At 66.8% G+C, this 23921-nt stretch carries 19 protein-coding genes; 10 read left to right on the top strand and 9 right to left on the bottom strand.

Annotated features, from left to right (window positions below; all coding sequences use genetic code 11):
- Nucleotides 1–3: 3 nt before the first annotated feature.
- Entirely contained in the window at nucleotides 4–528 is a 525-nt protein-coding gene (locus K7G81_RS13490; protein ID WP_369412110.1) for a thiamine phosphate synthase, read from the top strand.
- A gap of 192 nt (nucleotides 529–720) precedes the next feature.
- On the opposite strand, the gene K7G81_RS13495 is transcribed toward K7G81_RS13490, so the two are convergent.
- Nucleotides 721–1455, bottom strand: a complete 735-nt coding sequence (locus K7G81_RS13495; RefSeq protein ID WP_223031321.1) for a porin — start codon at nucleotides 1453–1455, stop codon at nucleotides 721–723.
- Between the two features lie 178 nt (nucleotides 1456–1633).
- On the opposite strand from K7G81_RS13495, the gene K7G81_RS13500 reads away from it, so the two are divergent.
- From K7G81_RS13500 to holA, 4 genes are read left to right on the top strand one after another with little or no spacing between them, the layout of a single operon-like run.
- Nucleotides 1634–2068 carry a DUF3576 domain-containing protein gene (locus K7G81_RS13500; RefSeq protein ID WP_223031322.1) on the top strand — a complete coding sequence of 145 codons (435 nt, stop codon included), beginning with the start codon at nucleotides 1634–1636 and terminating at the stop codon, nucleotides 2066–2068.
- Between the two features lie 18 nt (nucleotides 2069–2086).
- The gene (gene leuS, locus K7G81_RS13505; protein ID WP_223031323.1) at nucleotides 2087–4585 is read left to right on the top strand and encodes a leucine--tRNA ligase; all 2499 of its coding nucleotides are present in this window, start codon (nucleotides 2087–2089) and stop codon (nucleotides 4583–4585) included.
- Nucleotides 4582–5079 carry an LPS assembly lipoprotein LptE gene (gene lptE, locus K7G81_RS13510; protein ID WP_223031324.1) on the top strand — a complete coding sequence of 166 codons (498 nt, stop codon included), beginning with the start codon at nucleotides 4582–4584 and terminating at the stop codon, nucleotides 5077–5079. The genes leuS and lptE overlap by 4 nt, the downstream gene beginning before the upstream one ends.
- Nucleotides 5076–6095: a DNA polymerase III subunit delta gene (gene holA / locus K7G81_RS13515; protein WP_223031325.1), complete on the top strand. Its 1020-nt coding sequence runs from the start codon at nucleotides 5076–5078 to the stop codon at nucleotides 6093–6095. The genes lptE and holA overlap by 4 nt, the downstream gene beginning before the upstream one ends.
- Here holA and K7G81_RS13520 read toward each other — a convergent pair whose 3' ends face one another.
- A complete protein-coding gene (locus tag K7G81_RS13520; RefSeq protein ID WP_223031326.1) occupies nucleotides 6096–8492 on the bottom strand; it encodes a hypothetical protein in 2397 nt (798 codons plus the stop codon).
- 199 nt (nucleotides 8493–8691) lie between these two features.
- Here K7G81_RS13520 and K7G81_RS13525 point away from each other — a divergent pair, with 199 nt between their 5' ends.
- Entirely contained in the window at nucleotides 8692–10116 is a 1425-nt protein-coding gene (locus K7G81_RS13525) for an aldehyde dehydrogenase family protein (protein ID WP_223031327.1), read from the top strand.
- A gap of 203 nt (nucleotides 10117–10319) precedes the next feature.
- Nucleotides 10320–11441 carry a mechanosensitive ion channel family protein gene (locus K7G81_RS13530; RefSeq protein ID WP_369412111.1) on the top strand — a complete coding sequence of 374 codons (1122 nt, stop codon included), beginning with the start codon at nucleotides 10320–10322 and terminating at the stop codon, nucleotides 11439–11441.
- Nucleotides 11442–11506: 65 nt separating this feature from the next.
- On the opposite strand, the gene K7G81_RS13535 is transcribed toward K7G81_RS13530, so the two are convergent.
- From K7G81_RS13535 to K7G81_RS13555, 5 genes are all read right to left on the bottom strand, one after another.
- Complete coding sequence (locus tag K7G81_RS13535) at nucleotides 11507–12037, bottom strand: energy transducer TonB family protein (protein WP_223031328.1); 531 nt, start codon at nucleotides 12035–12037, stop codon at nucleotides 11507–11509.
- 382 nt (nucleotides 12038–12419) lie between these two features.
- The gene (locus tag K7G81_RS13540; protein ID WP_223031329.1) at nucleotides 12420–14195 is read right to left on the bottom strand and encodes an SLC13 family permease; all 1776 of its coding nucleotides are present in this window, start codon (nucleotides 14193–14195) and stop codon (nucleotides 12420–12422) included.
- A 66-nt stretch (nucleotides 14196–14261) separates the two neighbouring features.
- Nucleotides 14262–18440 carry a translocation/assembly module TamB domain-containing protein gene (locus K7G81_RS13545; protein ID WP_255587029.1) on the bottom strand — a complete coding sequence of 1393 codons (4179 nt, stop codon included), beginning with the start codon at nucleotides 18438–18440 and terminating at the stop codon, nucleotides 14262–14264.
- Entirely contained in the window at nucleotides 18437–20407 is a 1971-nt protein-coding gene (locus K7G81_RS13550; protein WP_223031330.1) for an autotransporter assembly complex protein TamA, read from the bottom strand. The genes K7G81_RS13545 and K7G81_RS13550 overlap by 4 nt, the downstream gene beginning before the upstream one ends.
- 79 nt (nucleotides 20408–20486) lie before the next feature.
- Nucleotides 20487–20696: a hypothetical protein gene (locus K7G81_RS13555; protein ID WP_223031358.1), complete on the bottom strand. Its 210-nt coding sequence runs from the start codon at nucleotides 20694–20696 to the stop codon at nucleotides 20487–20489.
- Nucleotides 20697–20904: 208 nt separating this feature from the next.
- Between K7G81_RS13555 and K7G81_RS13560 the strand changes: the two genes are divergently transcribed.
- Nucleotides 20905–21075, top strand: coding sequence for a hypothetical protein (locus tag K7G81_RS13560; protein WP_223031331.1), 171 nt, complete (start codon nucleotides 20905–20907; stop codon nucleotides 21073–21075).
- 5 nt (nucleotides 21076–21080) lie between these two features.
- Here K7G81_RS13560 and K7G81_RS13565 read toward each other — a convergent pair whose 3' ends face one another.
- A complete protein-coding gene (locus K7G81_RS13565) occupies nucleotides 21081–21701 on the bottom strand; it encodes a S24 family peptidase (RefSeq protein ID WP_223031332.1) in 621 nt (206 codons plus the stop codon).
- A 76-nt stretch (nucleotides 21702–21777) separates the two neighbouring features.
- Here K7G81_RS13565 and K7G81_RS13570 point away from each other — a divergent pair, with 76 nt between their 5' ends.
- Together K7G81_RS13570 and K7G81_RS13575 are read left to right on the top strand one after the other, a co-directional pair.
- Entirely contained in the window at nucleotides 21778–21975 is a 198-nt protein-coding gene (locus K7G81_RS13570) for a hypothetical protein (RefSeq protein ID WP_255587030.1), read from the top strand.
- Nucleotides 21972–22271, top strand: coding sequence for a hypothetical protein (locus K7G81_RS13575; RefSeq protein ID WP_223031333.1), 300 nt, complete (start codon nucleotides 21972–21974; stop codon nucleotides 22269–22271). The genes K7G81_RS13570 and K7G81_RS13575 overlap by 4 nt, the downstream gene beginning before the upstream one ends.
- Before the next feature lie 717 nt (nucleotides 22272–22988).
- Here the strand turns inward: K7G81_RS13575 and K7G81_RS13580 are convergent.
- Nucleotides 22989–23441, bottom strand: coding sequence for a carboxymuconolactone decarboxylase family protein (locus K7G81_RS13580; protein ID WP_223031334.1), 453 nt, complete (start codon nucleotides 23439–23441; stop codon nucleotides 22989–22991).
- Nucleotides 23442–23921 lie beyond the last annotated feature (480 nt).

Here is a 23921-nt window from a genome sequence, read left to right on the forward strand (position 1 = left end):
CGCGTGACCCGCCGCCACCCCGCCCGACTGCCGAAAACCTGGCTGATGACCGATGAGCGGATGGGCGACGGCCTGTGGCACGCGCTGCGGCGGCTGCCGCGCGGTAGCGGGATCGTCTTCCGTCACTACGCGACACCGCCGGCCGAGCGCCGGCGATTGTTCGGCCGGGTCGCACGGATCGCGCGGCAGCGCGGGCTGGTGCTGGTCCGCGCCGGGGCCGTGCCACTCGGTGGCGGCGAAGCGGGCACGCATGCGTGCCGGGGGCGGGGGCTCGTAACATGGCCGGCGCACGATCGCGGCGAAGCGGTGCGTGGCGCACGGGCGGGCGCCGACCTGCTGTTCGTCTCGCCGGTTTACGCAACGCGCTCCCATCCCGGGGCGGCGCCGCTCGGGCTGGCTGCGGCGCGGCGGATCGTCGCTGGTCTTTCGGTGCGCGCCATCGTGCTCGGTGGCGTCACGCCCGCGCGGGGCAGGATCGCGATGCGCTGCGGTTTCTGGGGGTGGGCGGCGATCGACGCCTGGAGTTGAACCGATTCAGCCGGACTGATCCCGACTTCTGAATCTGTCGTTAGGCTGAAAAGCGCCGTCATGCTGAACTCGTTTCAGCATCCATGGAGCAACGCAGCCGCAGCAGCCGACGGTGACGAAGCGCGATGAATCACGAAACGCGCTAAAGGTGGTCATCCATAGGCGCGGAACTTCGATCCCGCCCGCGCGGGATCAGAAGCGGAACGAGGTGCCGATATAGACCGCCTGGCTGTCGTGGCGGTTGTCGTCGAGCCGCTGCAGCCGATCGCGCGCTTCCTCGCTCTTGTAGCGGACGCCGGCGGTCACATCGAGGCGGCGAGTCAGCGAATAGGAGCCGCCGACATCGATCATCTGGGTGGGGGCTTCCTGCACCAGCGCCGGCGCGTTGCCGATCGGCTCGTCGGTGCCGACCTTGACGCGCGCCGAGGCGCGGCGGCCGGTATAGCTCAAGCTGACGCCCTTGGTCTCGCGGCTGCCCGGCATCGCGCCGAGATCGACCCGCGTCATGTCGCCCGATACCGCGAACCGCTTCCATCCCACCGATACGCCAAGATCATAGGCGATCGGCTGGATGCCGAGCTGCCGATCATTATCGGTCAGGTTCCGGGTGTCGTTGCTCGCGGTCTGGGTCGAGCGTGCGCGCACCGCGACGGTGACGTCGTGGCGATCCCCGTCATGCGATTCGGATGGCGTGAAGCGGAAACCACTCGTCGTATCGAGGCCGCTTGCCGCCAGCGCCGCGGCGAGCCGCGGATCGGCCGCGGCAGGCGTGAAGGACCCGATCCCGCCATCGAGCCCGAACGTGGCCGGTCGCGGCGCTTTGGAATCATGCTGAAAGCCGGAAAAGCCGAGTGCCGGAGACACGGCCATGGCGGCGGCGACAAGCGCCCCCGTTGCTCCACCAGCTATGACCCCAAAGCGCTTCATCGATTCGCTTTCCGCTCCTTGCTTTGCGGATATCATGATTCTGCCGCATTTTTCCACCTGTCAGAGTCGATTTGACACCGGGTGTTGCGCGATACCCACAGCCGAAGCGTGCTTGCGGTCCCCCCCCGACTATCTATAGAAGCCCTTGCACTCTTGCTGACCTTCCAGGGAATAGCCAATGAACCGCCCGTTGCGCACCGCGATCATGGTTTCGCTTGCTCTGCCGATCGCCGCCTGCGCCGGCCATCACCGCCCCAGCGCGGATATGGCCGCGTCGAAAATCACCCAGATCGGCGTCAATTCCTACCTGTGGCGGGCGAGCCTCGATACCTTGTCGTTCATGCCGCTGGTGCAGGCCGATTCCGCGGGCGGGGTGATCGTCAGCGATTGGTACGTCAATCCGAACGCGCCGGCCGAGCGGATGAAGCTCACCGTCACGATCCTCGATCAGGATCTGCGCGCCGATGCGCTGCGTGTCGCCGCTTCGCGGCAGATTCGCCAGAACGGCCAATGGGTCGATGCCCCGGTCCAGGCAGCGACGGTGCAGAAGCTCGAGGACATCATCCTGTCGCGCGCCCGCGATCTGCGGCGGCAGTCGATCGCCGCCAAATAACGGAAACGGAGTAGCCATATGGCGTCGCGCTTCAACGCGCTGAAAGCCGACGCGGCCTGGCAGAAGGTGTGGGAGGAAAACCGCACCTTCGCCGCGCGTAACGATTCGAGCCTGCCCCGCGCCTATGTGCTTGAGATGTTCCCCTACCCCTCGGGGCGCATCCACATGGGGCATGTCCGCAACTACACGATGGGCGACGTGCTCGCGCGCTACAAAAGGATGACCGGGCACGAGGTGCTGCATCCGATGGGCTGGGACGCGTTCGGCATGCCCGCCGAGAACGCGGCGATGGAAAAGGGCGTCGCGCCGGGCGGCTGGACCCGCGACAACATCGCGACGATGAAGGCGCAATTGAAGCGCCTCGGCTTCGCGCTCGATTGGACCCGCGAGCTGGCGACCTGCGAACCCGATTATTACGGGCACGAACAGGCATTGTTCCTCGATCTTTACGCGGCGGGCCTGGTCTATCGCAAGGAATCGGCGGTCAATTGGGACCCGGTCGACATGACCGTGCTGGCCAATGAGCAGGTGATCGACGGCCGCGGCTGGCGCTCGGGCGCGCTGGTCGAGAAGCGCAAGCTCAGCCAATGGTTCCTCAAGATCACCCAGTTCGCCGATGAGCTGCTGGAGGGCTTGAAGAGCCTCGATCACTGGCCCGACAAGGTCAAGCTGATGCAGGAAAACTGGATCGGCAAGAGCTCCGGCCTCACTTTCCGGTTCGCGCTGACCAATGGCAGCGACGAGATCGAGGTGTTCTCGACACGGCCCGACACGATCTTCGGCGCCAGCTTCGTCGCGGTCGCCGCCGATCACCCGATCGCGCAGGCTCATGCGGCGGATAATGTCGAGGCGCTGGCGTTCATCGAGCGCTGCAAGCAGGGCGGCACCACGGCCGCCGAGATCGAGACGCAGGAAAAGCTCGGCTACGACACCGGGCTGAAGGCGATCCACCCGCTCGATGCCTCGATCGAGCTGCCCGTCTACATCGCCAATTTCGTGCTGATGGATTATGGCTCGGGGGCGGTGATGGGCGTCCCCGCGCACGACCAGCGCGATCTCGATTTCGCGCGCAAATACGGCCTCGATGTCCGCCGCGTCGTCGCCGAGGGCGACAAGACCGATCCGGTGTTCGACGGCGACGAGGCCTATACCGGGTCCGGCGCGCTGGTGAATTCCGCGTTCCTCGACGGGATGCCGGTCGAGGAAGCCAAGCGCGCGGTGATCGCCCGCGCCGAGGCCGAAGGCTGGGGCCATGGCTCGACCGTCTATCGCCTGCGCGATTGGGGCGTCAGCCGCCAGCGCTACTGGGGCACGCCGATCCCGATCGTTCATTGCGACGCCTGCGGGCCGGTGCCGGTGCCCAAAAGCGAGCTTCCGGTCGAACTGCCGCACGATGTTACCTTCGATGTTCCGGGTAACCCGCTCGATCGCCATCCGACGTGGAAGCATGTCGATTGCCCGAGCTGCGGCAAGCCCGCCCGGCGCGAGACCGACACGCTCGACACCTTCGTCGATTCGTCCTGGTATTTCATACGCTTCGCCAGCCAGCCCGACGACAAGCCGTTCGATCGCGAAGCCGCCGAGAAATGGCTGCCGGTCGGCCAGTATATCGGCGGCGTCGAACATGCGATCCTGCACCTGCTCTACGCCCGCTTCTGGACCAGAGCGCTCAAGCACATCGGCATGCTCGACATCGACGAGCCGTTTGCCGGCCTGTTCACCCAGGGCATGGTGACCCACGAGACGTACAAGGCCGCCGATGGCCGTTGGCTCGGCCCGGCGGAGGTCGAGAACGGCGTCGAGATCGCGACGGGTCAGCCGGTCGAAATCGGCCGCGTCGAGAAGATGTCGAAATCGAAGAAGAACACCGTCGATCCCGAACCGATCGTCGATCAATATGGTGCCGACGCGGTGCGCTGGTTCATGCTGTCTGACTCGCCGCCCGAGCGCGACCTGCCGTGGAGCGAGGCGGGGATCGAGGGATCGTGGCGCTTCGTCCAGCGGTTGTGGCGGTTGTTCGACGGCCTCGAAGACGCCGAGGGCGAGGACAAGGCACTCGACCGCAAGCTCCACCAGACGATCGCCGGCGTCGCCGAGGATATCGAGGCGCTGTCGTTCAACAAGGCGGTCGCCAAGCTTTACGAACTCGTCGCGGCGATCGAGAAGGCGGCGCCGTCCGCGTCGCGCACCAACGCGACGCGGGCGCTGATGCGCCTCGTCTCCCCGATGGTGCCGCACGTCGCCGAGGAAGCCTGGGCCGCCGCCGGCCACGACGGCCTCGTCGCCAATGCGCCCTGGCCCGCGGTCGATCCCGCGTTGCTCGTCGAGGACGAGGTGACGATCGCGATCCAGGTCAACGGCAAGCTGCGTGATACGCTGACGCTGCCCAAGGGCACCGATCGCGCCGCGACCGAGGCCGCCGCGCTGGCCAGCGACAAGGTCGTCCGCCTGCTCGACGGCAAGGCGCCGAAGAAGGTGATCGTCGTGCCCGACCGGCTGGTCAACCTCGTCGCATGAGGCAGCTTGCGGCCCTCGCGCCGCTGGCGCTGCTGCTCGCCGGCTGCGGGCTGCACCCGATGTATGCCGGCGGGACCAGGGGGCCGGTCGCGCAGACGCTCGCGGGTGTCGAGGTCGCGCCGATCGAGGGCAAGGCCGGCTGGCTGGTCGGCAATGCCCTGCGCGACAAATTGTCGGCGATGGGCAGTGTCCAGCCGCGCTACCGCCTCGACGTCAAGCTTGACGACGAGATCAGCGGGCTCGGCGTCAATCGCCAGGACGTGACGACGCGCGAACGCCGGACGTTGCGCGCGCGCTTCCAGCTGGTCGACCTGTCGAAAGGCACCGTGCTGCTGGACGATACCGCCGGTTCGGATGCGGGCATCGACGTAGTCGGCTCCGAATATGCCACGATCGCGGCCGAAAACACCGCGCTCGAGAATCTGTCGGGCATCGTCGCCGACCAGATCGTCGCCAGGCTGGCGCTTTACGCGCATCGTGCGCCGCAGCCGTGAAGGCGAACCTCAACCAGGTCCGCGCCGCGCTCGACGCCGTCAATCCCGACATCCGCCTCTATCTGCTCCACGGCCCCGATGAGGCCGGCGCCGCCGATCTCGCGATGCGTCTTGCTCGTGCGATGGGCCCCGACGCAGAACGTGTCGATCTCGACGGCGCGGCCTTGCGCGGCGATCCCGCTCGGCTTGCCGACGAGGCCGCGTCGATCTCACTGTTCGGCGGCAGGCGTTATATCCGCATAGCCGGCGTCGGCGAGGAGAGTTTGGCGGCGCTGACCACGCTGCTTGAAACCGAAACCGCCGGCAATCCGGTGGTGGCGATCGCCCCGTCGGTCAAGACGAGCGCGAAGATCGTCAAGCTGGCGCAAGGATCGCCGCGTGCGATGGCGCTTGCCTGCTATGTTCCAGACGGCGCCGATGCCGAGCGGATCGCGGTGGGAATCGCGCGCGAGCACGGGTTGCGCCCGGCCGCCGGCGTTGCCCGGCGTATCGCCGAAGCGTCCGGCGGCGATCGCGCGATCATGGCGCGAGAGATCGAGAAGCTCGCGCTCTATCTCGATTCCGCGCCCGATCGCCCCGCCGAACTCGACGACGCCGCGCTCGATGCGGTCGGCGCCGATCTCGGCGATGCCGGAATGAACGCGGCGATCGATGCGGCGATCGACGGCCGCGTCGCTGATCTCGGCGTCGAGCTTGCCCGGCTTGAAAGCGCGGGCACATCGTCGATTCCCATCCTGCGCGGCCTTGTCCGCCGACTGATGGCGCTCGCCGAGATGCGCGCCGACGTCGAGGCGGGCAGCTCGATCGACGAGACGGTCAAGCGGCACCGCGTGTTTTTCAAGGAAGAGGGGTCGACCAGGCGCGCGTTGCGGCTGTGGACTGCGGCCGCGCTCGACAATGCGATCGATCGCGCGCGCCGCGCCGAGCGCGGACAGATGGCGAGCGACAGCGCCGGCCAGGTGCTCGCCGACGACGCCTTCACGACGATCGCCCGCATCGCCGCGCGGGCGCGATGATTATCGTCGGACCGCGACGCTGGCCTTAAGCGCCGGATCGTCGCGCAAGGTGAGATAGAGCTTGCCGTCGCGCGGCCGTGGCACGGTGAGCGTGGTGTCGGTGAAGCCGTCCGGAATCGTCATGGCGCCGGCCATATCGGCGGCCGGGGCGACGCGATCGATCAGAAACAGGCGGTTGCCGGCCAGCGTGCATCGTCCGCTGCCGGTGCATGACACGGCGTCGATCGCGGGCAGCCGGACGAGGCTGGCGAGCGGGGTCCAGCCGGTTGCGACACCGTCGATCCATAGGCGGAACCGGATCGGGCCGAATGCCGCCGGGCCGAGTGCCTTGGCCGGATCGATTGTAACGATGGCTACCGTGTCGCTCTGCAGCGTGTAGCCATCGCTTGCATCGATAGTCGCGCTGGCGCGACCATCGGCGGTTGCCAGCTCGACCTTTTCGGCGCCGGTGAGCCGCTCGTTGCCGGTCGCGCGCAGCGAGAAGGTCAGCCGATCGCCGGGTGTGACGACGTCGCCGCCGACCGAGATCGGCAAGCCCGCAGCCGCGGCGTCATGAGCGACGCTGCGTTGAATCAATTCGATTTGCGGGCGCGGCGGCAAAACCGTCAGCGACAGGCGGCGAGTGCGGCCGTCGGTCAGCGCGATCGTCGCGGTTTGGCGGCTGCCGGCGGCAAGCGCCTGCGCCGTAGCCATATCCGTCGCGTCGAGATCGAGCGTATCCTTGTCGCCGACGCGCTTGAGCGCGCCCGGCTTGAACGTGGCCGATCCGATCGACACCGAGGCGACGGTATCGAGCCGCGTGCCGGTCAGCATTGCATCGGCATCGCCGGCATGGAGCGTCAGCGCGTCGAAATGGCCGGCCTGGGCCAGCGCAGTCAGCGCGATGCGATCGGTCGTGCCGCCGCGCTGATCGATCAGCAGCGTCATCGGGCCGGGATCGGCCTTGTCGAGCGGCAGCGCGACGCTGATTCGCCCGTCGCCCGCCGCTTGCCATTTGGCCTGCCGTGGCGGACCGTTGCCATCGTCAAGCGATACGCCGCTGATGCAGGCGGGGGCGCCGCCCGCGAGCACCAGCTGATTGTCGCGGCCGACCACCACGCTGGCGGGATCGTCCGCAGGCTTCCAGCCGTTCGCCGGCGGCACTTGCAGCGTGAAGGAAGGGCCGTCGAACGGCGCGAAGCCCCATCGGCCGTGCAGCCGCGCTTCGGCGTCGGCATCGATGCCGGCGGCTTCGATCGCCTTGCCGGTAATGACATAGCCGCCCCTCGCCGGATCGGCCGTCGCCGGCAGGTCGACGCTCGTCGCCCCCTTTCGGGGCACGCGCAGCACCATGTCGTGGGCATAGCCGGTGGCATAGACCAGCGGCGCCCCCTCGACCGGCAGCAGCAGATCGTCGCCGCGCGCGCAAAACGCGGTCTGATCGCCGGCGCGGCGCAATGGCGGCGGCTGCACCGGCTCGATCGCCGGCATACCGATCACCATCACCGACGCCGGTTTGCCGAACGAAGGCGCGGCGTTGAGCAACAGGCTCATACGGTCGCCGGCCTCGCGGGTGATCGCCGGGATATATTGCAACTGGGTGGTCTGGAACGCACCGAAGATGCGCGCGAGATCGCGGACGACGCCGATATAGGGGCTGTAATAGCCATAGCCGGCCTTGGCGGTCGAGCTGATCTGGAAGGCGAGATCGGTCGGCGCGCCGGACAATGTCTCGGCGAGTTCGGAACTGTGCGTGTCGGCGAGCAGCAGCGACTCGCGATCCTGCGTCAGGCACGCCGCCTGCGATTCGACCGGCTTCTGCAGACAGTCCGCGTTGAGCTTGATCGACAGGCTGCGCGTCAACACCGGCGAGACATCGGCGATCCGATCGGGCGCGTCGCGCTCGAGATCGTGGATATGGCCGAGGAAGGCATCGAGCCGGGCACGGTCGAGCGAGGCCTGGTTGAGCTCCTGCGAGGCGCGGACGAAGGTGCCCGGCTGCTTGCGCACCGCCGATACCACGGCGTCGAAATCGCCGTTGTCCTGGGGCATCAGCAACAGCACGAACTGGCGCGCGCCTTCGGGCACGGTGAGCGACAGGCTGTTGTCCTTCTTTTTGTCCTTCCATGTCTTGGCTTCGAAGAACCAGTCCTTCGGTGGCGGATTGGTCGCGCCGCGCAGGAAAGCCCCGATCAGCACGTAACGCGCGCCCTGCTTGCTCGGCAGGTCCGGCACGAGCGACAGCGTGTCGCCGGTCGCGAGATTGGGCACCTCGCTGATCGGCAAGGTAGTGCCGTCGTGCGTCACCGATACGCGCACCGCCGGGCCTTGCAGATCGAACGGCGCTTGCGCGGCGCTGGCCGGCATCGCGGCGACCATGGCGGCGAGCGAAACGGAGAGGAAAGGGCGTCCGATCATCGGCAGAATCGTCTCGATCGTTGCTGGAAACGGCCTTGCGTGGCGGTGGCAGATGTCAATTTTGCGGCGAAGTCGCGGCGTTAACGCATCGCTGCGGCGGGTGATCCCGCGACTTGCGTTTCGCCTTGCAACCGATCACCGCACGCGCCATCTTCGACGGGTACATACCGCAATTTCAAAAACGAGTCCGGAGGCGAGGATGAAGAGCTATCTCAAGCACTATATCGACGGCGCGTGGGTGGCCAGCGAGGGCGGCATCCGCCACGAGGTGATCAACCCGGCGACCGAGCAGCCCTGTACCGAGATCACGCTGGGCACCGCCGCCGATGTCGACAAGGCGGTTGCCGCCGCTCGGCGCGCGTTCGAGGATTTCTCGCGCACGACGGTCGAACAGCGTGTCGCGCTGCTGGAAGCGATCCTGGCGGAATACAAGAACCGCGCCGGCGATATCGCCGAAGCGATCGCGATGGAAATGGGCTGCCCCATCTCGATGGCGAAGACGGCGCAGGTCGGCACCGGGATCGGCCATCTGGCGGCGGCGATCGATGCGCTCAAGAATTTCGCATTCGAGGAGCAGATCGGCGCCAACCGCGTGATGCACGAACCGATCGGTGTCGTCGCGCTGATCACGCCGTGGAACTGGCCGATGAACCAGATCGTCGCCAAGGTCGCGCCGGCGCTGGCTGCGGGCAACACCATGATCCTGAAACCGTCCGAGGAGGCGCCGGGATCGGCGGCGATTTTCGCCGAGGTGATCGACAAGGCGGGCGTGCCGGCAGGCGTGTTCAATCTCGTCCAGGGTGATGGTCCGGGGGTCGGCACCGCGCTCGCCGAGCATCCCGGCATCGACATGATCAGCTTCACCGGCTCGACCCGCGCCGGAATCATGGTCGCCAGGAATGCCGCCGCGACGGTCAAGCGCGTGCACCAGGAACTCGGCGGCAAGTCGCCCAACATCATCCTCGAGGGCGCGCCGCTCGAGCAGGCCGTGCCCGCCGGGCTGATGGGCGTGCTGATCAATTCGGGGCAGAGCTGCATCGCGCCAACCCGGATGCTGGTGCACAAGAGCCAGCACGATCAGGCAGTGGCGATCGCCAAACAGGTGATGCAGGCGACCGAGACCGGCGATCCGATGGCCGAGGGGCGCCATATCGGCCCGCTGGTCAACAAGGCGCAGTTCGACAAAGTGCAAGGCCTCATACGAAAAGGTATGGAGGAAGGCGCGTCGCTGGAAGCCGGCGGGCCGGGGCGTCCGGACGGGGTGGAGACGGGCTATTACGTCAGGCCGACGCTGTTTTCGAACGTGTCGAACGACATGACGATCGCGCGCGAGGAAATCTTCGGCCCGGTCGTAACGATCATTCCCTACGATGATGACGAAGACGCGATCCGCATCGCCAACGACACCAATTACGGGCTGTCGGCCGTCGTCTCCGGCGATCCGGCGAAGGCGAAGGCGTTCGTGCCGCGGCTGCGCGCCGGGATGGTCTATGTCAACGCCGGCAATCCCGATCCGGGCATGCCGTTCGGCGGCTACAAGCAATCGGGCAATGGCCGCGAGTACGGGAAATACGGTCTGGCCGAGTTCATGGAGGTCAAGTCGGTGATCGGCGCGCTCGGCTGATCGCGGGGTTGCCCCCGCCGCCGCCGGGGCGTTAGTCGGGCGCGCGTGAACCGCCGCCCGACCGCGCCGGAGACCGCCCGGAGGCCATCATCACCGACCTGATCCCGACCGCCCTCGACTTCAGACCCGTTCTCGAATCGCTTGCCTGGCTCGCCGGCCTGCTGGCGCTGGCCGCGCTCGGCAACTGGATCGCCAAGCATGTCGTGCTGCGTTCGATCGATCGCGTGCTCGATCATCTCAGCGTCGATGACGGCATGCCGGCGATCATCCAGGTCGCGCGGCGCGGCGCCAATGCGGTGCCGGCGGTGATTATCGGCCACGGCATCTGGATCGTGCCCCATATCTCCGCCGCCGCGCGCGCGACGATCGGGGCCATCGCCGACGCGCTGGTCGTGCTGATCGTCGCCCGGACGCTGAGCGCGGTGCTCGATTGCGTCGATCAGGCCTATGTCCGCCGCCCGGGCGCGGCGCAGCGGCCGATCAAGGGCTATCTTCAGGTCGGCAAGATCGTCCTCTATTGCGCCGCCGCGGTATGGATCATCTCGATCCTGATCGGGCAGTCGCCGCTGCTGCTGCTGTCGGGGCTCGGCGCGATGGCCGCGGTGCTGCTGCTGGTGTTCAAGGATACGATCCTGTCGCTGGTCGCCTCGGTTCAGCTCGGCTCGAACGACATGATCCGCGTCGGCGATTGGATCACCGTGCCGGCCGCCAATGCCGATGGCAATGTCGTCGACATCGCGCTGCACACGGTGAAAGTGCAGAATTTCGACAAAACGATCACCACGGTGCCGACCTACAAGCTGATCAGCGATTCCTTCCAGAACTGGCGGGGCATGGCCGAGTCGGGCGGGCGCCGCATCAAGCGCGCGCTGATGATCGATCAGAACAGTATCCGCTTCCTGTCCGATGACGAGATCGACGCCACGCGGCGATTCTCGATCCTGCGCCCCTATCTCGATGCCCGCGCGGACGAGATCGCCGCGTGGAATGCGGACCGCGCCGAGCCAGACCGGCGGCGGATGACCAATATCGGCGTGTTTCGCGCCTATGTCGCTGCCTATCTCACCCAGCATCCGAAAATTGCCGAGGGCATGACGCAATTGGTCCGGCAGCTCGATCCCGGCGCGGACGGACTGCCGCTCGAAGTCTATTGCTTCACGACGACCACCGCTTGGGCGGATTACGAAGCGATCCAGGCCGACATCTTCGATCATCTGCTCGCGGTGCTCCGCGAATTCGGGCTACGGCTGTTCCAGCAGCCGACCGGGCTCGATTTCGCTGACGCGCTGGCGATGCCTCAACGCGGCGGCGTGGCGGCCGCCTGATCCGTGCACCAACGCAGCCACCCGCCCGCAGACAGCGGGTGGCTGCGCGGCGCGCGCCACCGTGTTCAGTGAGCGGTCGATTGCGTCAGGGGGCTGGCGTTGAGCGCGATCACCCCATCGGAGGGCGCCGATGAAGCCGCCATCTGCGTCGCCGCTGCTTCTCGCCGCAGCGCGCGCATCTGGCCGTCATATTCGCCCTGCGTATAGGCGAACACGATATTGGCGCGGAATCGTTGATTCGGCGAAAAGCTTGGCGGCATCGGGGACAGCGACGGCAGGCGCCGGATCGTCTGCATCGCGATGCGGTCGAGCGTCGGATAGCCGCTCCGGCGCGCCAGGGTCACTGCGACAGGCCGTCCATCGCCGTCGCAGCGAAACACCACCGCCGCGCGTCCGCTGGCCAGATCGCCCGGCCGTATGGCCGCCGGCACATCTATGGTCGCGCTGATCTGCCGGGAGACGCGATCCACCCAATGCGGTACGCTGCTTACATCGGGCGCTGTCACGACGACCGGGGGGCGTTCCTGTTGCTGCTGTGCCACCGCGGGCACGGAGAGCGAGGCAGCCGCGACGGCCGCCGATACCAACATTTTCATGATGACCATCCTTTCCGTCGAGAATGATCGGCCATGCTCGAAAGCACGATGCGGCATTCTGCGGACTTGCCGACAGCTCCATGGTCGATTTGCCGGACGACGCGTGTTTCTGCGGACCACGTCTCATCCACGCAAAGAAATAAAACTTTAAGTAACGTCCATCAAGCGAATCTTTTGTTTCGGATGCTTTACAATAGATAGTATATTATACTTACCTCTTCGGAATACAATCTTGAAGCATTGGACAAAAGCGACAATTGGTATTCGCTAAGTCTTTGTGTTTGACGGGCGCGAGATCTGCTGATCGGTACGGCCTTGAACGGGCCGATAGCAGGGCAATCGGCGACACTGCGCCCGAGCGCCCGATTTGCGCGATGAACGCTTATCGCACCGGCCAGAAGAACATGATCAGCGGCGTGCCGACCAATACCACCAGCAGTGAGAGCGGGGCGCCGAGCCGGGCATAGTCGCTGAACTTGTAGCCACCGGGGCCGAATACCAGCGTGTTGCACTGATGCCCGATCGGGGTGAGGAAATCGCACCCGGCGCCAACCGCGGTCGCCATCAGGAAAGCATCGGGACGATAGCCCAGATCCTTGGCGAACACCGCCGCGATCGGCGCCATCACCAGCACGGTCGCGGCGTTGTTGAGGAACGGCGTCACCGCCATCGCCGCGACCAGGATCAGCGCGACCGCGCCCCACGGCGGCAGCGTCGCGGCGGTATGCGACAGCCAGTCGGCGATCAGTTGCGAGGCCCCGGTCGTGCGCAGCGTGTCGCTGACCGGGATCAGCGCGCCGAGCATCACGAGGATCGGCCATTCGATATTGTCATAGGCCTCGCGGACCGGCAGCGCGCCGGTGATGACGACCAGCCCCGCGGCCGCGAAAAACGCCACCGCCACGGGGATCAGCCCGGTAGCAGTCGCCGCCATCGCCACCGCGAGAATCGCGATCGGCAACAAGGTGCGGCGGCTCGCGCCGAGCTTGATCTGGCGCTGGGCGAGCGGCAGGCAGCCGAGATCGCGCAATTTATCGGGCAGTTGCTTGAGCGCGCCCTGCAACACCACGACATCGCCGCCCTGAAGCACGGTCTTGCCGAGGCTCTTGATCAGCCGTTCGCCGCGCCGCGAGACCGCGATCAGATTGACGCCATAGCGTTCCTGCAGCCGCAGCCTGCCGGCGGTTTGGCCGACCAGCGGCGAGTCGCTGTTGAGCACCGCCTCGATGACGCCGACTTCCTCGCCTTTCTCGTTCTCGGGCATTTCGCGATCGTGGCCGGCGAGTTCGAGCTTGTCGGCGGCGATCACCTGATCGAGCACGTCGGGCTCGCCGCCGAGGATCAGCGTGTCGCGTTCGCGCAGCAGCGTATGGTCGTATGGCGAGCTGCGCATGCCGGCGCGGAGCACCGAGGTGACGGTGATTTCATGATCGTGGCGTTCGATGAAATCGGCGACCGTCTCGTCGATCGCCGGCGACTCCTCGGTGATCGTCGCTTCGGTGATATAGCCCTTGGTGTCGATCGCCTCGCCGAGCGAGGCGGCGCCGCGTCGGTCCCGCGGCAGCAGGCGGTAGCCGAAGCGCAGGAACACCAGCCCGACCAGCAGTAGCCCCAGGCCCACGGGCGTGTAATCGAACATGTGGAAGGGCTCGCCGATCATTTCGGCGCGGACGCGGCTGACGATGATGTTGGGCGAGGTGCCGACCAGGGTCATCAGGCCGCCGAGCAGCGAGGCGAACGACATCGGCATCAGGAAGACCGACGGGCTCGTCTCGTTCTTCTTCGCCATCTGGAACGCCGCGGGCATCAGCATCGCGAGCGCGCCGACATTCTTGACCAGCGCCGAGGCGAAGCCGACCGAGGCGGTGAGCACGACGAGCTGCGAGCGTACGCGCTTCACGCGTTGCGAGACGAAGACGAGCGCGGTTTCGATGACGCCGGAGCGCTGGACCGCCGCCGACATGACCAATGCCGAACCGACGATGATGACGAGATCGTCCGAAAAGCCGGTGAACGCCTTTTCTGGGGTGACGATGCCGAGCGCGAGGCTGACCAGCAATGCGATGATCGCCACCACGTCGTACCGGAACCTGCCCCAGACGAACAGCGCCATCATGCCGATGAGCGTGGCAACCGACAGGATCTGGGGTAATGTCATGGAGCCTCGCGATTGGAAGACATCGCAGGCGAAACGATCGCGCGCCGAAACCGTGCCGCGGCGCGATCAATAATCCTTCGACACGCGCACGTTCACGCTCTCGCGGCCGATCGTCGAGATGCTCGACAGGAGCGACAGCCAGCGTGTCACCTGGAACTCGACCTGCGTCGCCGAATAGCCGGCGCCGTCGGTGATGATCTCGGCGTAGAAGCGCCGCGTGATATATTTGCCGGCGGCGACCGAGGTGCCCTGGCCGGTTTGCGGATCGGCCGGCACGATGCGCAGGCGATCGAGCCCGACCGCCTGGCGCACCGCGTTGATCGGATTCAATCCCGTGCCGCCGTTCTGCAGCGCGGCGACCGCGGCGGCGAGCTGCAGTGCCTCGGGAGCCGACAGGTTGGTGATCGAGGTGCCGAACAACAGGCGCGACAGCAGCTCGTCCTCGGGCAAGGCGGGCGTGCTGGTGAAGCTGATCTCGGGTTTCTGTGCGGCGCCGGTGACGTGGATCGTCGCCGACAGGCCAGTCTCGTCGGCATTGGCGGAAATGTCGAGCGCGGGGTTGGCCGGCACCTCGCCGGCGAAGCGGATCACGCCGCGATCGAGCTCGAACTCGCGGCCGGCAAATTCGTAATTGCCGCGGATCAGCCGCGCCTGGCCGGTGATCGCGGGATTGTCCGGCTGGCCGGCGATATCGAGATTGGCCGACCATTCGCTGTCGAGCCCCAGCCCCGAGACCATCAGCGAATTGGGCGCATGCGCATGCACCTTGAGCCGCCAGGGCCGCGTCGGCGCCTCATCCTCCTCGCCGCCGTCGGGTAGGTTGATCTCCTTGATGTCGAGCTGCGGCACCGCGGTCGCGGCGGTGGCCTGGCCGAGGCGATAGCGGCTCTTGTCGAGCGTGACGTCGCCGGAGATCAGCCCGCCGTCGCCGTTCGACGCGAAGGTCAGCGCGCCGGAGACGGTCGCGCCGATATCGTCGCGGTTGATCATGACGGCATGGTCGGCCTTCATCGTGAGATCGATCCCGATCCCGCGCCGCGTGGCGAAATCGAACGACCCCTGGCCGGTCACCGTGCCGCCCTTGCCGGCGTCGGCGGCGAAATCGCCGATCACCAGTTTCGATCCGTTGAACGATCCGCTGGCGCGGACATTGGTGAGAACGGTGCCTGTGACCGGACTTTCGAGCCGCGCGTCGTTGGTCGAGACGGTCCCGCTGATCCGTGGATCGGCGAGCGTGCCGCGCGCATCGGCGGCGATCCGCGCCGGCCCGGAAAGATCGAACATCTCGATGCCGGTCAGCCGCCACAGTGTGTCGGCGGGGCCATTATAGCGGATCTGGGCGATCATCGGGGCGTGCTGCAATCGGGTGGCCAAATCGCCGCCGTGGAGCGGCGACAGCAGGGCCTGCGCGCGGCCGATCGTCTGGCCGCCGCTGGCCACCACCGCGCGGATCCCCGCCTTGCCGGGTTGCAACACGCCTGCCAGCCCGACGTCGACCGGCCGCGACGACAATACCAGCCCGGATCGGGTAAGGCCACGGATCGTCATGTCGATCCGGCCCGTCGGCGGGGCGTTGTCGGACGACGCGTAGCTGAGCTTGCCATAAGCGGTGCCGCCGAGGCCGAGGCCGGGGAAGCCGATGTCGAGGATCGACAGCGGCATCTTGGCCACCGTCGCGTCGATCGCATTGCCGCTTGCGCCGAAGCGGCCGCCGACCGTCGCTTCGCCCCCGGCGAAATTGAGCCTCGTCGGCGCCAGCCGCCAGCTTTCCCCGTCGCGGCTGAGGACCGCTGGGGTTTCCAGCTTGAGGGCGCGGCGATCGACCGTGCCCTCGGCGGAAACCCGGTATGTCGACTCGGTGATCTCGGTCACGGTCTGGATATCGAATGCGCGGCCGCGCGATCCCGCGATCGCCGCTTTCACCTCGCCGGTGCCGCCCTTGAGCGCGGCGCTGCCGTCGAACCGTGCCAGCGACAGCGCGCCGCGCCGCAGGCCGAAGCCGCGCGCGCTGGCCTCGACGGTGGCCCCGGCGGGATCGAGCATCGTCGCCAGATCGAGATGGCCGCGCGCCAGCGTGGTGGCATCGCCGAGATGCGCATGGTCGAAATCGAGATGCGCTTCGATGCGTTGGACATCGCCGACCGGCCGGAACAGCACTTGCCCGGTAATGCCGCCGCTCGCGACCGACAGTGTGCCGTCGAAGCCGCCGGTAACGATCGCCAGGCTGCCCGATGCGCGCGTGCCGGTGACCTCTAGGCCGGCGATCGCGATGCGGCCCTGTCCGCCCGGCGGCAGCAGGATCGCGCCGTGGCCGGTGAACGGCCCCAGCCGGGATTGCCCGGCCGCGCGGAAGTCGAAGCCTTGCGGCGTCGGATCGAGATGCGCGCGCACGTCGCGCAGGCCGAGCGTGTCGTTGGGCCGGGTGAAGACGAGATCGAGCGTCGGGTGATCGATCTTGCCATCGAGCTTGAGCGTCAGCGGGCCATAGGTGCGCTGCTCGCCTGTGCCCTCGAAATGGAAGCTGCCGTCGCGGCGGCGAATGCCGTTGCCGGTGATGCGGATATCGGGCGCGGTGAGGACAAGGTGGTTGAGGTGCAGCACCCCGTCCGGCGTGCGCTCGAGCCCGGTGACGATCTGCGGCAAGCCGCCCGCGAGGCTGCGGAAGAACGCATTGTCGAGCCGGATCATCCGCGCCGTGCCGGTGCCGATCACGCGCGTGCCATGGCCGTTCGCGCCGGGCACCGCCTGCAATTTCGTCACCACCTCGACGATGCCGAGCCCCGGGATCAGATAGCGCCGCAACCCGCCCGACAGGCCGACCTGATAATGGCCGGTCTTGAGATCGACGATCAGGTCGAGCTTGCCGCTCAACTGGTCCGAGCTGAGGTCGAGCGCTTTGCCGGTCAACTGCCGGGCGGTGACCAGCAGCCGCCCATTGACCTTCAGGTTGCGCAGGATGCCGCCGGCGACATCGCCGACGCCGGTCACACGCGCGGCGGTCAGCGTGACGGGCACGACGACCGGCGCCTTCGAGAAATGCCCGCGGCCCGCGGCGCGGACCTGCTCGAACCCGGTATTGTCGAAGGCGACGCGATCGCCGGCGAGGCGGTAGTCGAAGCGCGCGGTCGCGAAAGCGCCGTCGAGGATCGCGCGGAGCTCGATATTGTGGCCGGTCATGTTGGGGAACAGCGCCGGCGGGCGGTTCAGCCGCGCCTTGATGCGGACGTCGCGATAGGCATTCGCGGCGAGGTCGAGCCTGCCGTTCGCCGAGACGTCGAGCGCCGGCGAGCGCAGCGACAGGCTGCCGTCGAGCATGCGTCGGGCAAGCGTCGCGGCGCCATTGACCAGCACGCGCGGCGTGGTCAGCCGATAGAGCTTGCCGTGCGTGATCGAGGACGGCGTCACCGTGCCCGACAGGGTGTAGTGGCCGCTGCGGTTGGCGAGTGCGAGGTCGATCAGCGGCGCGCCGCCGGCCGTTGCTTGCGCGCGGCCCTGCCACGCCGTCCAGCGGCCGTCGCCGGTGACATCGAAGGTCAGCGGTCCGGGTAGCCCGGTCAGCTTGGTAAGGATGCCCTTGGCGGCACCCCTGGCATGAACATCGACGTCGAAGCGATCGCGATCGGGTTCGGCGTCGAGATGGATCGCGAGATGGTCGCTGCCTTCGACGATCGCGGCGAGATCGATGATCGCGCGGCCCGACCGAACGTCGGCGCGGCCGTGCAAACTGCCGTTCCGCGCGACGCCAGTCACGGCCTTGGCCACGCGCAGATGATCGACGTCGAGCCGCCCGACACGGATATCGAAGCCGGGCAGAACCGGCCCGTGGCGCCCGGTCGGGGTCAGCTGCGGCAGCTTGGCGAGGCGCGCCCGGGGCAGGTGCAGGCTCTGGATCGACAGGCGATTGTCGAGCCATGCCAATGGCCGCCAGGCCAGTTCGGCACGCGGGGCGGCCAATATCAGGCCATGGGAATCGCTGATGCGGACATCGACCAGCACCGCCTTGTCGTAGAGCGATCCCTCGATCCGGCCGACCGAGAAGCGCAGCCCGTTGGCGGGCCGGAGCGCGGCGATGCGATCGGCGACGAAGCGGTGGCCGATGCCGGTATCGAGTAGCGCGCCGGCCGCGGCGATCAGCAGCACCAGCGCGATCAGCGCGCCGAGCAGGCGCAGCCACCAGCGTTTCGGCGGCCGCGCGGCCTCGAGCTCGGCGAGCTCGTCATGCTCGAGGTCGGGGGCGTCGTTCAAAACGCTTGCCCTAGCGAGACATAGACGGCGATCCGGCTGTCGCCCTTTTGCGGGTTTATCGGCGTGCCGACGTCGAGGCGGATCGGGCCGAACGAGGAATAATAACGCACGCCGATACCGGTGCCGTAGCGCAACCCGGTGAGCTTGGGCAGTCCCGAGGTGTAGATGTTGCCGGCATCGAAGAACGGCACCACGCCGAAATTGCCGAACGCGTGAACGCGCGCCTCGATCGAGAATTCGTTGAGGCTGCGGCCGCCGACCGGATCGTTGTTGGGATCGCGCGGGCCGATCTCCTGATAGCCATAGCCGCGTACTGAGCCGCCGCCGCCGGCATAGAAGCGCCGCGACGGCGCGATCGCGTCGCGCGGGGCCCCGGGGATCGAGCCGAAGCGCACCCGCTCGGCGACGACCAGGCCGGGCTTGACCGGCTGATAGGCGCTGGCGTCGAGCTGGACGCGGGCATAGCCGAACGCCTTGCCCTCGAGCGACAGCTCGGGCGAAACGCGGGCGCCGAGGCGGAAGCCGCGGGTCGGGTTGAGCAGGTCGTCCGACCCGTCATAGGTGAGCGCGGTGGGCAGCGCGCCGATGAAATAGGTCTGGCGGCGCGGCTCGCCGGTCGAGGCGATCACGTCGCGCTCGTCCGAGGCGACCAGTTCGGCGCCCAGCGACCAGGTCCAGGTCTTCTGGAAGAAGATGTTGGTCTGCTGCTCCAGGCTGCCCGACAGCGAAAAGGTCTTGGCCTCATAGGCGGTGCGCTTGGTGTGCGCGGCGGCGACCTGCGCGGTGAGGATATGGTCGCGCTGGTGGAAATTGTTGCGGCGATAGATGATGCTGCCGAGCTGCTCCTGCGTGCCGAGCACGCCGCGCAAGGTGAGTCCGCCTTCGGGCGGGAACAGGTTGCGATGCGTCCAGTCGATCTCCGCCCGCACGCCTTCGCCGGTGCCATAGCCGAGCTCGCCGGCGATAGTGCGCGGCGGGGCGGGTTGCAGTGCGACGTCGATATCGACCGTGTCGGGCGTGGCGCCGGGAACCGGTTTGGCGGTGACCGAGGACACCAGGCTGGTCTGGATCAGCGCGCGATCGAGATCGGCGAGCTGGGTCGCGTCATAGGGATCGCCGGGTTTGAACCGCGCGATCTCCTGGATGTGATGCGCGCCGAACACCTTGCCGGTGGAGGCGATGATCTTGCCGAACGTCTTGGCGCCATTGGGCTTGACCGCCATGTCGAGCGTTGCGCTGTGCGTCGCGTGGTCGATGACGATCTGGGGGTCGCCGACATGGGCGAAGGGAAAGCCTTCCTCGCCGATCGTCGTCTTGACCGCCGCGGTGCCGCCGGCGATCGCATCCGAATTGACCGCGTCGCCCGGCTTGACGCCGAATGCCCGCGTCACGTCCGCCGATTTTGCGCCGGCCTGGTCCACGCCGGCCAGCGTCACGCGCTCGAAATGATAGAGCGCTCCCGGTGCGGCGGTCAGCGTGACCAGCGCCTTGCCTTCCGCCACCGAAACGTCGGTATCGACCCGCGCATCGTAATAGCCCTGCGCCTTGAGCAGCGCGGTCAGCAGATCGGCGTCCTCACGCGCGCGGCGATCGAGCTGCGCGGCGTTGGCGGGATCATGCTCATGCGCTTTCAGCGTCGAGAGATCGTCGAACCGCTGGCGAAGCAGGTCGTTGCGCGCGTCCTCCAGCCCCTTGACCGTATAGGAATAATGGATGTCCGCTGCGATCTCCGCGCGTTCGCCCTGCGCGGCCTGCTCGGCGCCCGGCGCGGTGGCGAGATCGGGCCAGTCGACGCCGATATCCGGGAGCGGCGCCAGCGGCGACCCGGGGTCGAGCGCGCTCGACGGCGACGGCGACGGTGACGGCGCGGGCGTCGGCGGTGCGCCCTGCTGCGCGCGCGCGGAAGCGCTGGCCAACGCCATCATCGCCACGGCCATCGCAGCGCCGCCCCGCGCAACCCGGTACATGCCTTTTCGTCTAGCGACGTCTTCCGCCGAACGACAGCGATTTACCGCAAGCCGGGACTCATCGCGGCGTGCTGTGGCGTCAATGCACCGCGCCGATAGCGTTTTCGGCGGAAAGCAGCAGGATCAGCCGCTCGATCTGCCGCCAGCGGCAGAAATGGATGTGGTTGCCGAGATCGCGACTGCGCGCGGCGCGCGCTTGTGCCTCGAATCCGGCGTCCATGCCGAATACAGCCATTAGCGCAAGCGCGTCGGTAACGTCGTCGCGGCTAGCGACGTAGGGATTGAGCATCGGTGCGACCCGTGGATTGAATGTGCGGACGATGATAGCGCCGAGCTCGCTACGGACCGCAAACGAGGGTGGTAAACCGGCGTTTAGCCTTTGAACCGGCTGCGCGGAAGCGGCTGACCGCGAACCGATTTCAGCGTCGCCGAAATCCAACGACAGCGATGGCCAATCGCGCTGGTGCTGCGCCGCGCGACGTGGCAAGGCAGCCGGCATGGCCGATCCCGACCGTTCTCCCGCCGCCGGCGGTTGCCTGATCGCGCTGGCCGTGCTGGTCGGCGTCGCTGCCGGCGCCGTGGCGCACCAGCCGACGGTCGGTTTCCTCGCCGGGCTTGCCGCCGGGGTTGCCGCGGCAGTCGCGATCTGGCTGATCGATCGGAAATAAAGGCTTCAGAACGCACGCGATAGCCAGACGACGCGGCCGATCAGCTCGATTGCATTGGTGGTGAAGGGAGCGTGCGCGGGATTGTCGCTGGCGATGCGATAGCCGCCGGTGTGGCGCGATACGCGCTTGACCAGCAAGGTGCCGTCGTACCGCAGCACGAAGATCGCGCCGCTGCTGCCGACACGGCGATCACCGCGGTCGACCAGCAATTCGTCGCCGTCGAGGATGGTCGGCGCCATCGAATCGCCCGCCGCACGGATCAGCGAGAGATCGCGTGGGCGCGCCGACAGCCGCCCGAGCAACGCCGGATCGAGCCCCAAAGTGGCGAGGCGCGGTTCGGCATCGACCAGCGCCCCCGGCCCGGCCGATGCGGCGATGTCGAGCCGTGGCACCCGGATCGCGGCCGGGGACGCATCGGCCTCGGCGCCCAGCTCGGTCTCGGAGACACCGAAATAGGCGGCGAGCAGTTTGCGGTCGCGTTCCTCCAGGCGACGCGGTGAGCCGCGCGCGATGAATTGCTGCACATAGGCCGGATTGCGTCCGAGCAATCGCGACAAGGCGGCCCGGCTCGTCCCCGATCGTGTGATCAGGGCGGCCAGTGCAGCGCGGGGATCGCTTGGTGCCATGCCCGATCGATAGCCGTAGGATTTTTCCTAGACAAGTTGGAAATGCCGGAACAAATCAAGAACAAGACGAGTCGTGATGAAGGGAGTCGCCATGTCACTGATCTGGAAAATCGAGCGTTTCCTGCGTGCTACCGAGATTGCGCCGACCAGATTCGGGCGCCTGGCGCTCAATGATCCGCGACTAGTCGATGACCTGCGCAACGGCCGCCAGCTGCGGGCTGCCACGGTCGCGCGGGTCGAAGCCTTCATCGCCAGCCAGGAGCAGGCGCAATGAGCCGTGGTCCCGACGCCGGCACCCGGCTCGCCCGCGCACTCGAACAATCGCGCCCCGGGGTGATCGTCGTTCGACGCGAATCGGCGCCATGGGCGAGCGTTACCTTCAATGGAGCGCGGCATCGGATCGCGCTCACCCTGCCCGACGTCGACGAGGCAGATGAGTGGATCGAATCCCTGTCCGAGGCGGATCTGGTGATCCCCGGCCATCTGGTCGCCGATCTCACGGTGGCGCGCGTCACGCGGCACGGTGGCACCGTCGCGATTGCGATCGACGTGCTGACGGTGGCAACTTGACCTCGGGACGCCTCCGCTTGACCTCGGGACGCCTCCGCTTCGACGAATATCGTCTCGGGCCGTTGAATAGAACCGGGGCCGGCACATAATTTCCGATGATCGGTGGCGTCCTGAGTTCTAAACTCTCTGAAATCGCCGATATGCGTGTCTGCCCGTGCGCTCAATCCGGTGTTTCCGGACCGACCTCGTTATCCTCTGTGCGACGCGCGTGCAGAGGGCTCCTCTTGCCAACAGGCCGCTACGCCGGGACCAAGACGACGATCACCGTCTCAATCAAGTCTTCGTCAAACACGAGCTTACAGGACTCGAACCGGCCTCTCTAAGCCGCAGAAAAGCTGCGCTTAGGACCCCATCCCATTTCCGTGGTCCACGCGTGGTCCACCCCCGGATTCCGTCCCCGTGCCGGGACCCGAACCCGCGCCAATCAGCCTTTTCGTCGCCGCATCCGTAGCGATTCGAGATTTGGTTTTGCGAGGCTTGTCGGCTGGGATTGGGCCGGTTTCGGACTGTCCGATCTTTGTCACCGGGGCGAGCGAAGCTGCCATTCGACTGTGGCAACGTCTGTCCGCTTCCGCCAACTTAGCGGACGTTCGACCGTTCAAAATGGCTCCCTGAAACCTGCCCTTCATTCATCAAGCTGACGTGCGGTAGCGAGCGACCTGACTTGGTCGCGTGCCGTCGAATAGGTGAGCAAAGGGTGCTCCCTCCTTCATGAGCCTATGGCTTCGCGGCGACTGACAGGCGGAATGGCGCGCCCAGACGATTGAACGCATTCATTGCCGCGATAATTAGCGTGAGATCGACCAAGTCCTTTTCAGTAAAGGCGGCGGCAGCGGCCGCATACGCTTCGTCCGAAGCATGGGTCGTGCTGATGTTGGTCACTTCCTCCGCCCAGGCCAGCGCTGCTCGATACTGGTCAGAAAACAGATGCGGCACCTCCGCCCAGACGGGGACCAGCGCGACCTTGTCGATCGCCATGGTTTTGAGCAGGTCACGGGTGTGCATATCGATGCAATGGGCGCAGCCGTTGATTTGCGACACACGCAGGAAGACCAGATGGACCAACTCTTCGGGAAAATCTGTCTTCTTGGTCACATAATGATGGACTCCGAACAGGGCCTTGGCGCCTTCAGGGGCAATTTCCGACCAGTTCAAACGCTTCTCAGTCATGCTGCTTTCCTCATCACCCGCGCCGTGAATCGGCGCTCGCTGACGTGACGAGGTAAGCCGGTGCAGTGTGACATCATGGCGCCGATTTTTCGCTCCCGCTGTCGTCCGATGTCACACCGGTGGCGACCATCTCGTCATGCATACAGGCGATTGTATCGGAGCGGGGTCGAGCGAGCGCTTCACTTGTGCGCCGGGCTGCGTCGGAAGTACACGTCAGCACCGACGCTACTGCGCACCGCGACAATCAACGATCTGCCCGGCTATATCAGTATCGATCGTGACGACGTCCTACAGACCACCGCGCCCGACGTGCGCGATGGGCGCATCGCGGCGATTTATATAGTTCGTAATCCCGACAAGCTCCGTCATCTGGTGGCATCTGTGGACGCCCCTTCGGATGCAAGCGCTAAATCGGGGTATGTTGGCACGTAGTCGGATGCTGTCATCTGTCCGGCCTCGATGAGCAGCGCCATATGCTGC

The organism is Hephaestia mangrovi, assembly GCF_019880555.1.
GTDB classification, from domain to species: Bacteria; Pseudomonadota; Alphaproteobacteria; order Sphingomonadales; family Sphingomonadaceae; genus Sphingomonas; species Sphingomonas mangrovi.

What these genes read in the sequence shown, in the direction of transcription:
- K7G81_RS13565 (WP_223031332.1), bottom strand. Translation starts at nt 21,701, where the DNA reads ATGGCACCAAGCGATCCCCGCGCTGCACTGGCCGCCCTGATCACACGA.
- K7G81_RS13500 (WP_223031322.1), top strand. Translation starts at nt 1,634, where the DNA reads ATGAACCGCCCGTTGCGCACCGCGATCATGGTTTCGCTTGCTCTGCCG.
- K7G81_RS13550 (WP_223031330.1), bottom strand. Translation starts at nt 20,407, where the DNA reads ATGTACCGGGTTGCGCGGGGCGGCGCTGCGATGGCCGTGGCGATGATG.
- K7G81_RS13540 (WP_223031329.1), bottom strand. Translation starts at nt 14,195, where the DNA reads ATGACATTACCCCAGATCCTGTCGGTTGCCACGCTCATCGGCATGATG.
- K7G81_RS13580 (WP_223031334.1), bottom strand. Translation starts at nt 23,441, where the DNA reads ATGACTGAGAAGCGTTTGAACTGGTCGGAAATTGCCCCTGAAGGCGCC.
- K7G81_RS13525 (WP_223031327.1), top strand. Translation starts at nt 8,692, where the DNA reads ATGAAGAGCTATCTCAAGCACTATATCGACGGCGCGTGGGTGGCCAGC.
- K7G81_RS13555 (WP_223031358.1), bottom strand. Translation starts at nt 20,696, where the DNA reads ATGCTCAATCCCTACGTCGCTAGCCGCGACGACGTTACCGACGCGCTT.
- K7G81_RS13570 (WP_255587030.1), top strand. Translation starts at nt 21,778, where the DNA reads ATGAAGGGAGTCGCCATGTCACTGATCTGGAAAATCGAGCGTTTCCTG.
- K7G81_RS13560 (WP_223031331.1), top strand. Translation starts at nt 20,905, where the DNA reads ATGGCCGATCCCGACCGTTCTCCCGCCGCCGGCGGTTGCCTGATCGCG.
- K7G81_RS13520 (WP_223031326.1), bottom strand. Translation starts at nt 8,492, where the DNA reads ATGATCGGACGCCCTTTCCTCTCCGTTTCGCTCGCCGCCATGGTCGCC.
- leuS (WP_223031323.1), top strand. Translation starts at nt 2,087, where the DNA reads ATGGCGTCGCGCTTCAACGCGCTGAAAGCCGACGCGGCCTGGCAGAAG.
- K7G81_RS13575 (WP_223031333.1), top strand. Translation starts at nt 21,972, where the DNA reads ATGAGCCGTGGTCCCGACGCCGGCACCCGGCTCGCCCGCGCACTCGAA.
- lptE (WP_223031324.1), top strand. Translation starts at nt 4,582, where the DNA reads ATGAGGCAGCTTGCGGCCCTCGCGCCGCTGGCGCTGCTGCTCGCCGGC.
- K7G81_RS13495 (WP_223031321.1), bottom strand. Translation starts at nt 1,455, where the DNA reads ATGAAGCGCTTTGGGGTCATAGCTGGTGGAGCAACGGGGGCGCTTGTC.
- K7G81_RS13535 (WP_223031328.1), bottom strand. Translation starts at nt 12,037, where the DNA reads ATGAAAATGTTGGTATCGGCGGCCGTCGCGGCTGCCTCGCTCTCCGTG.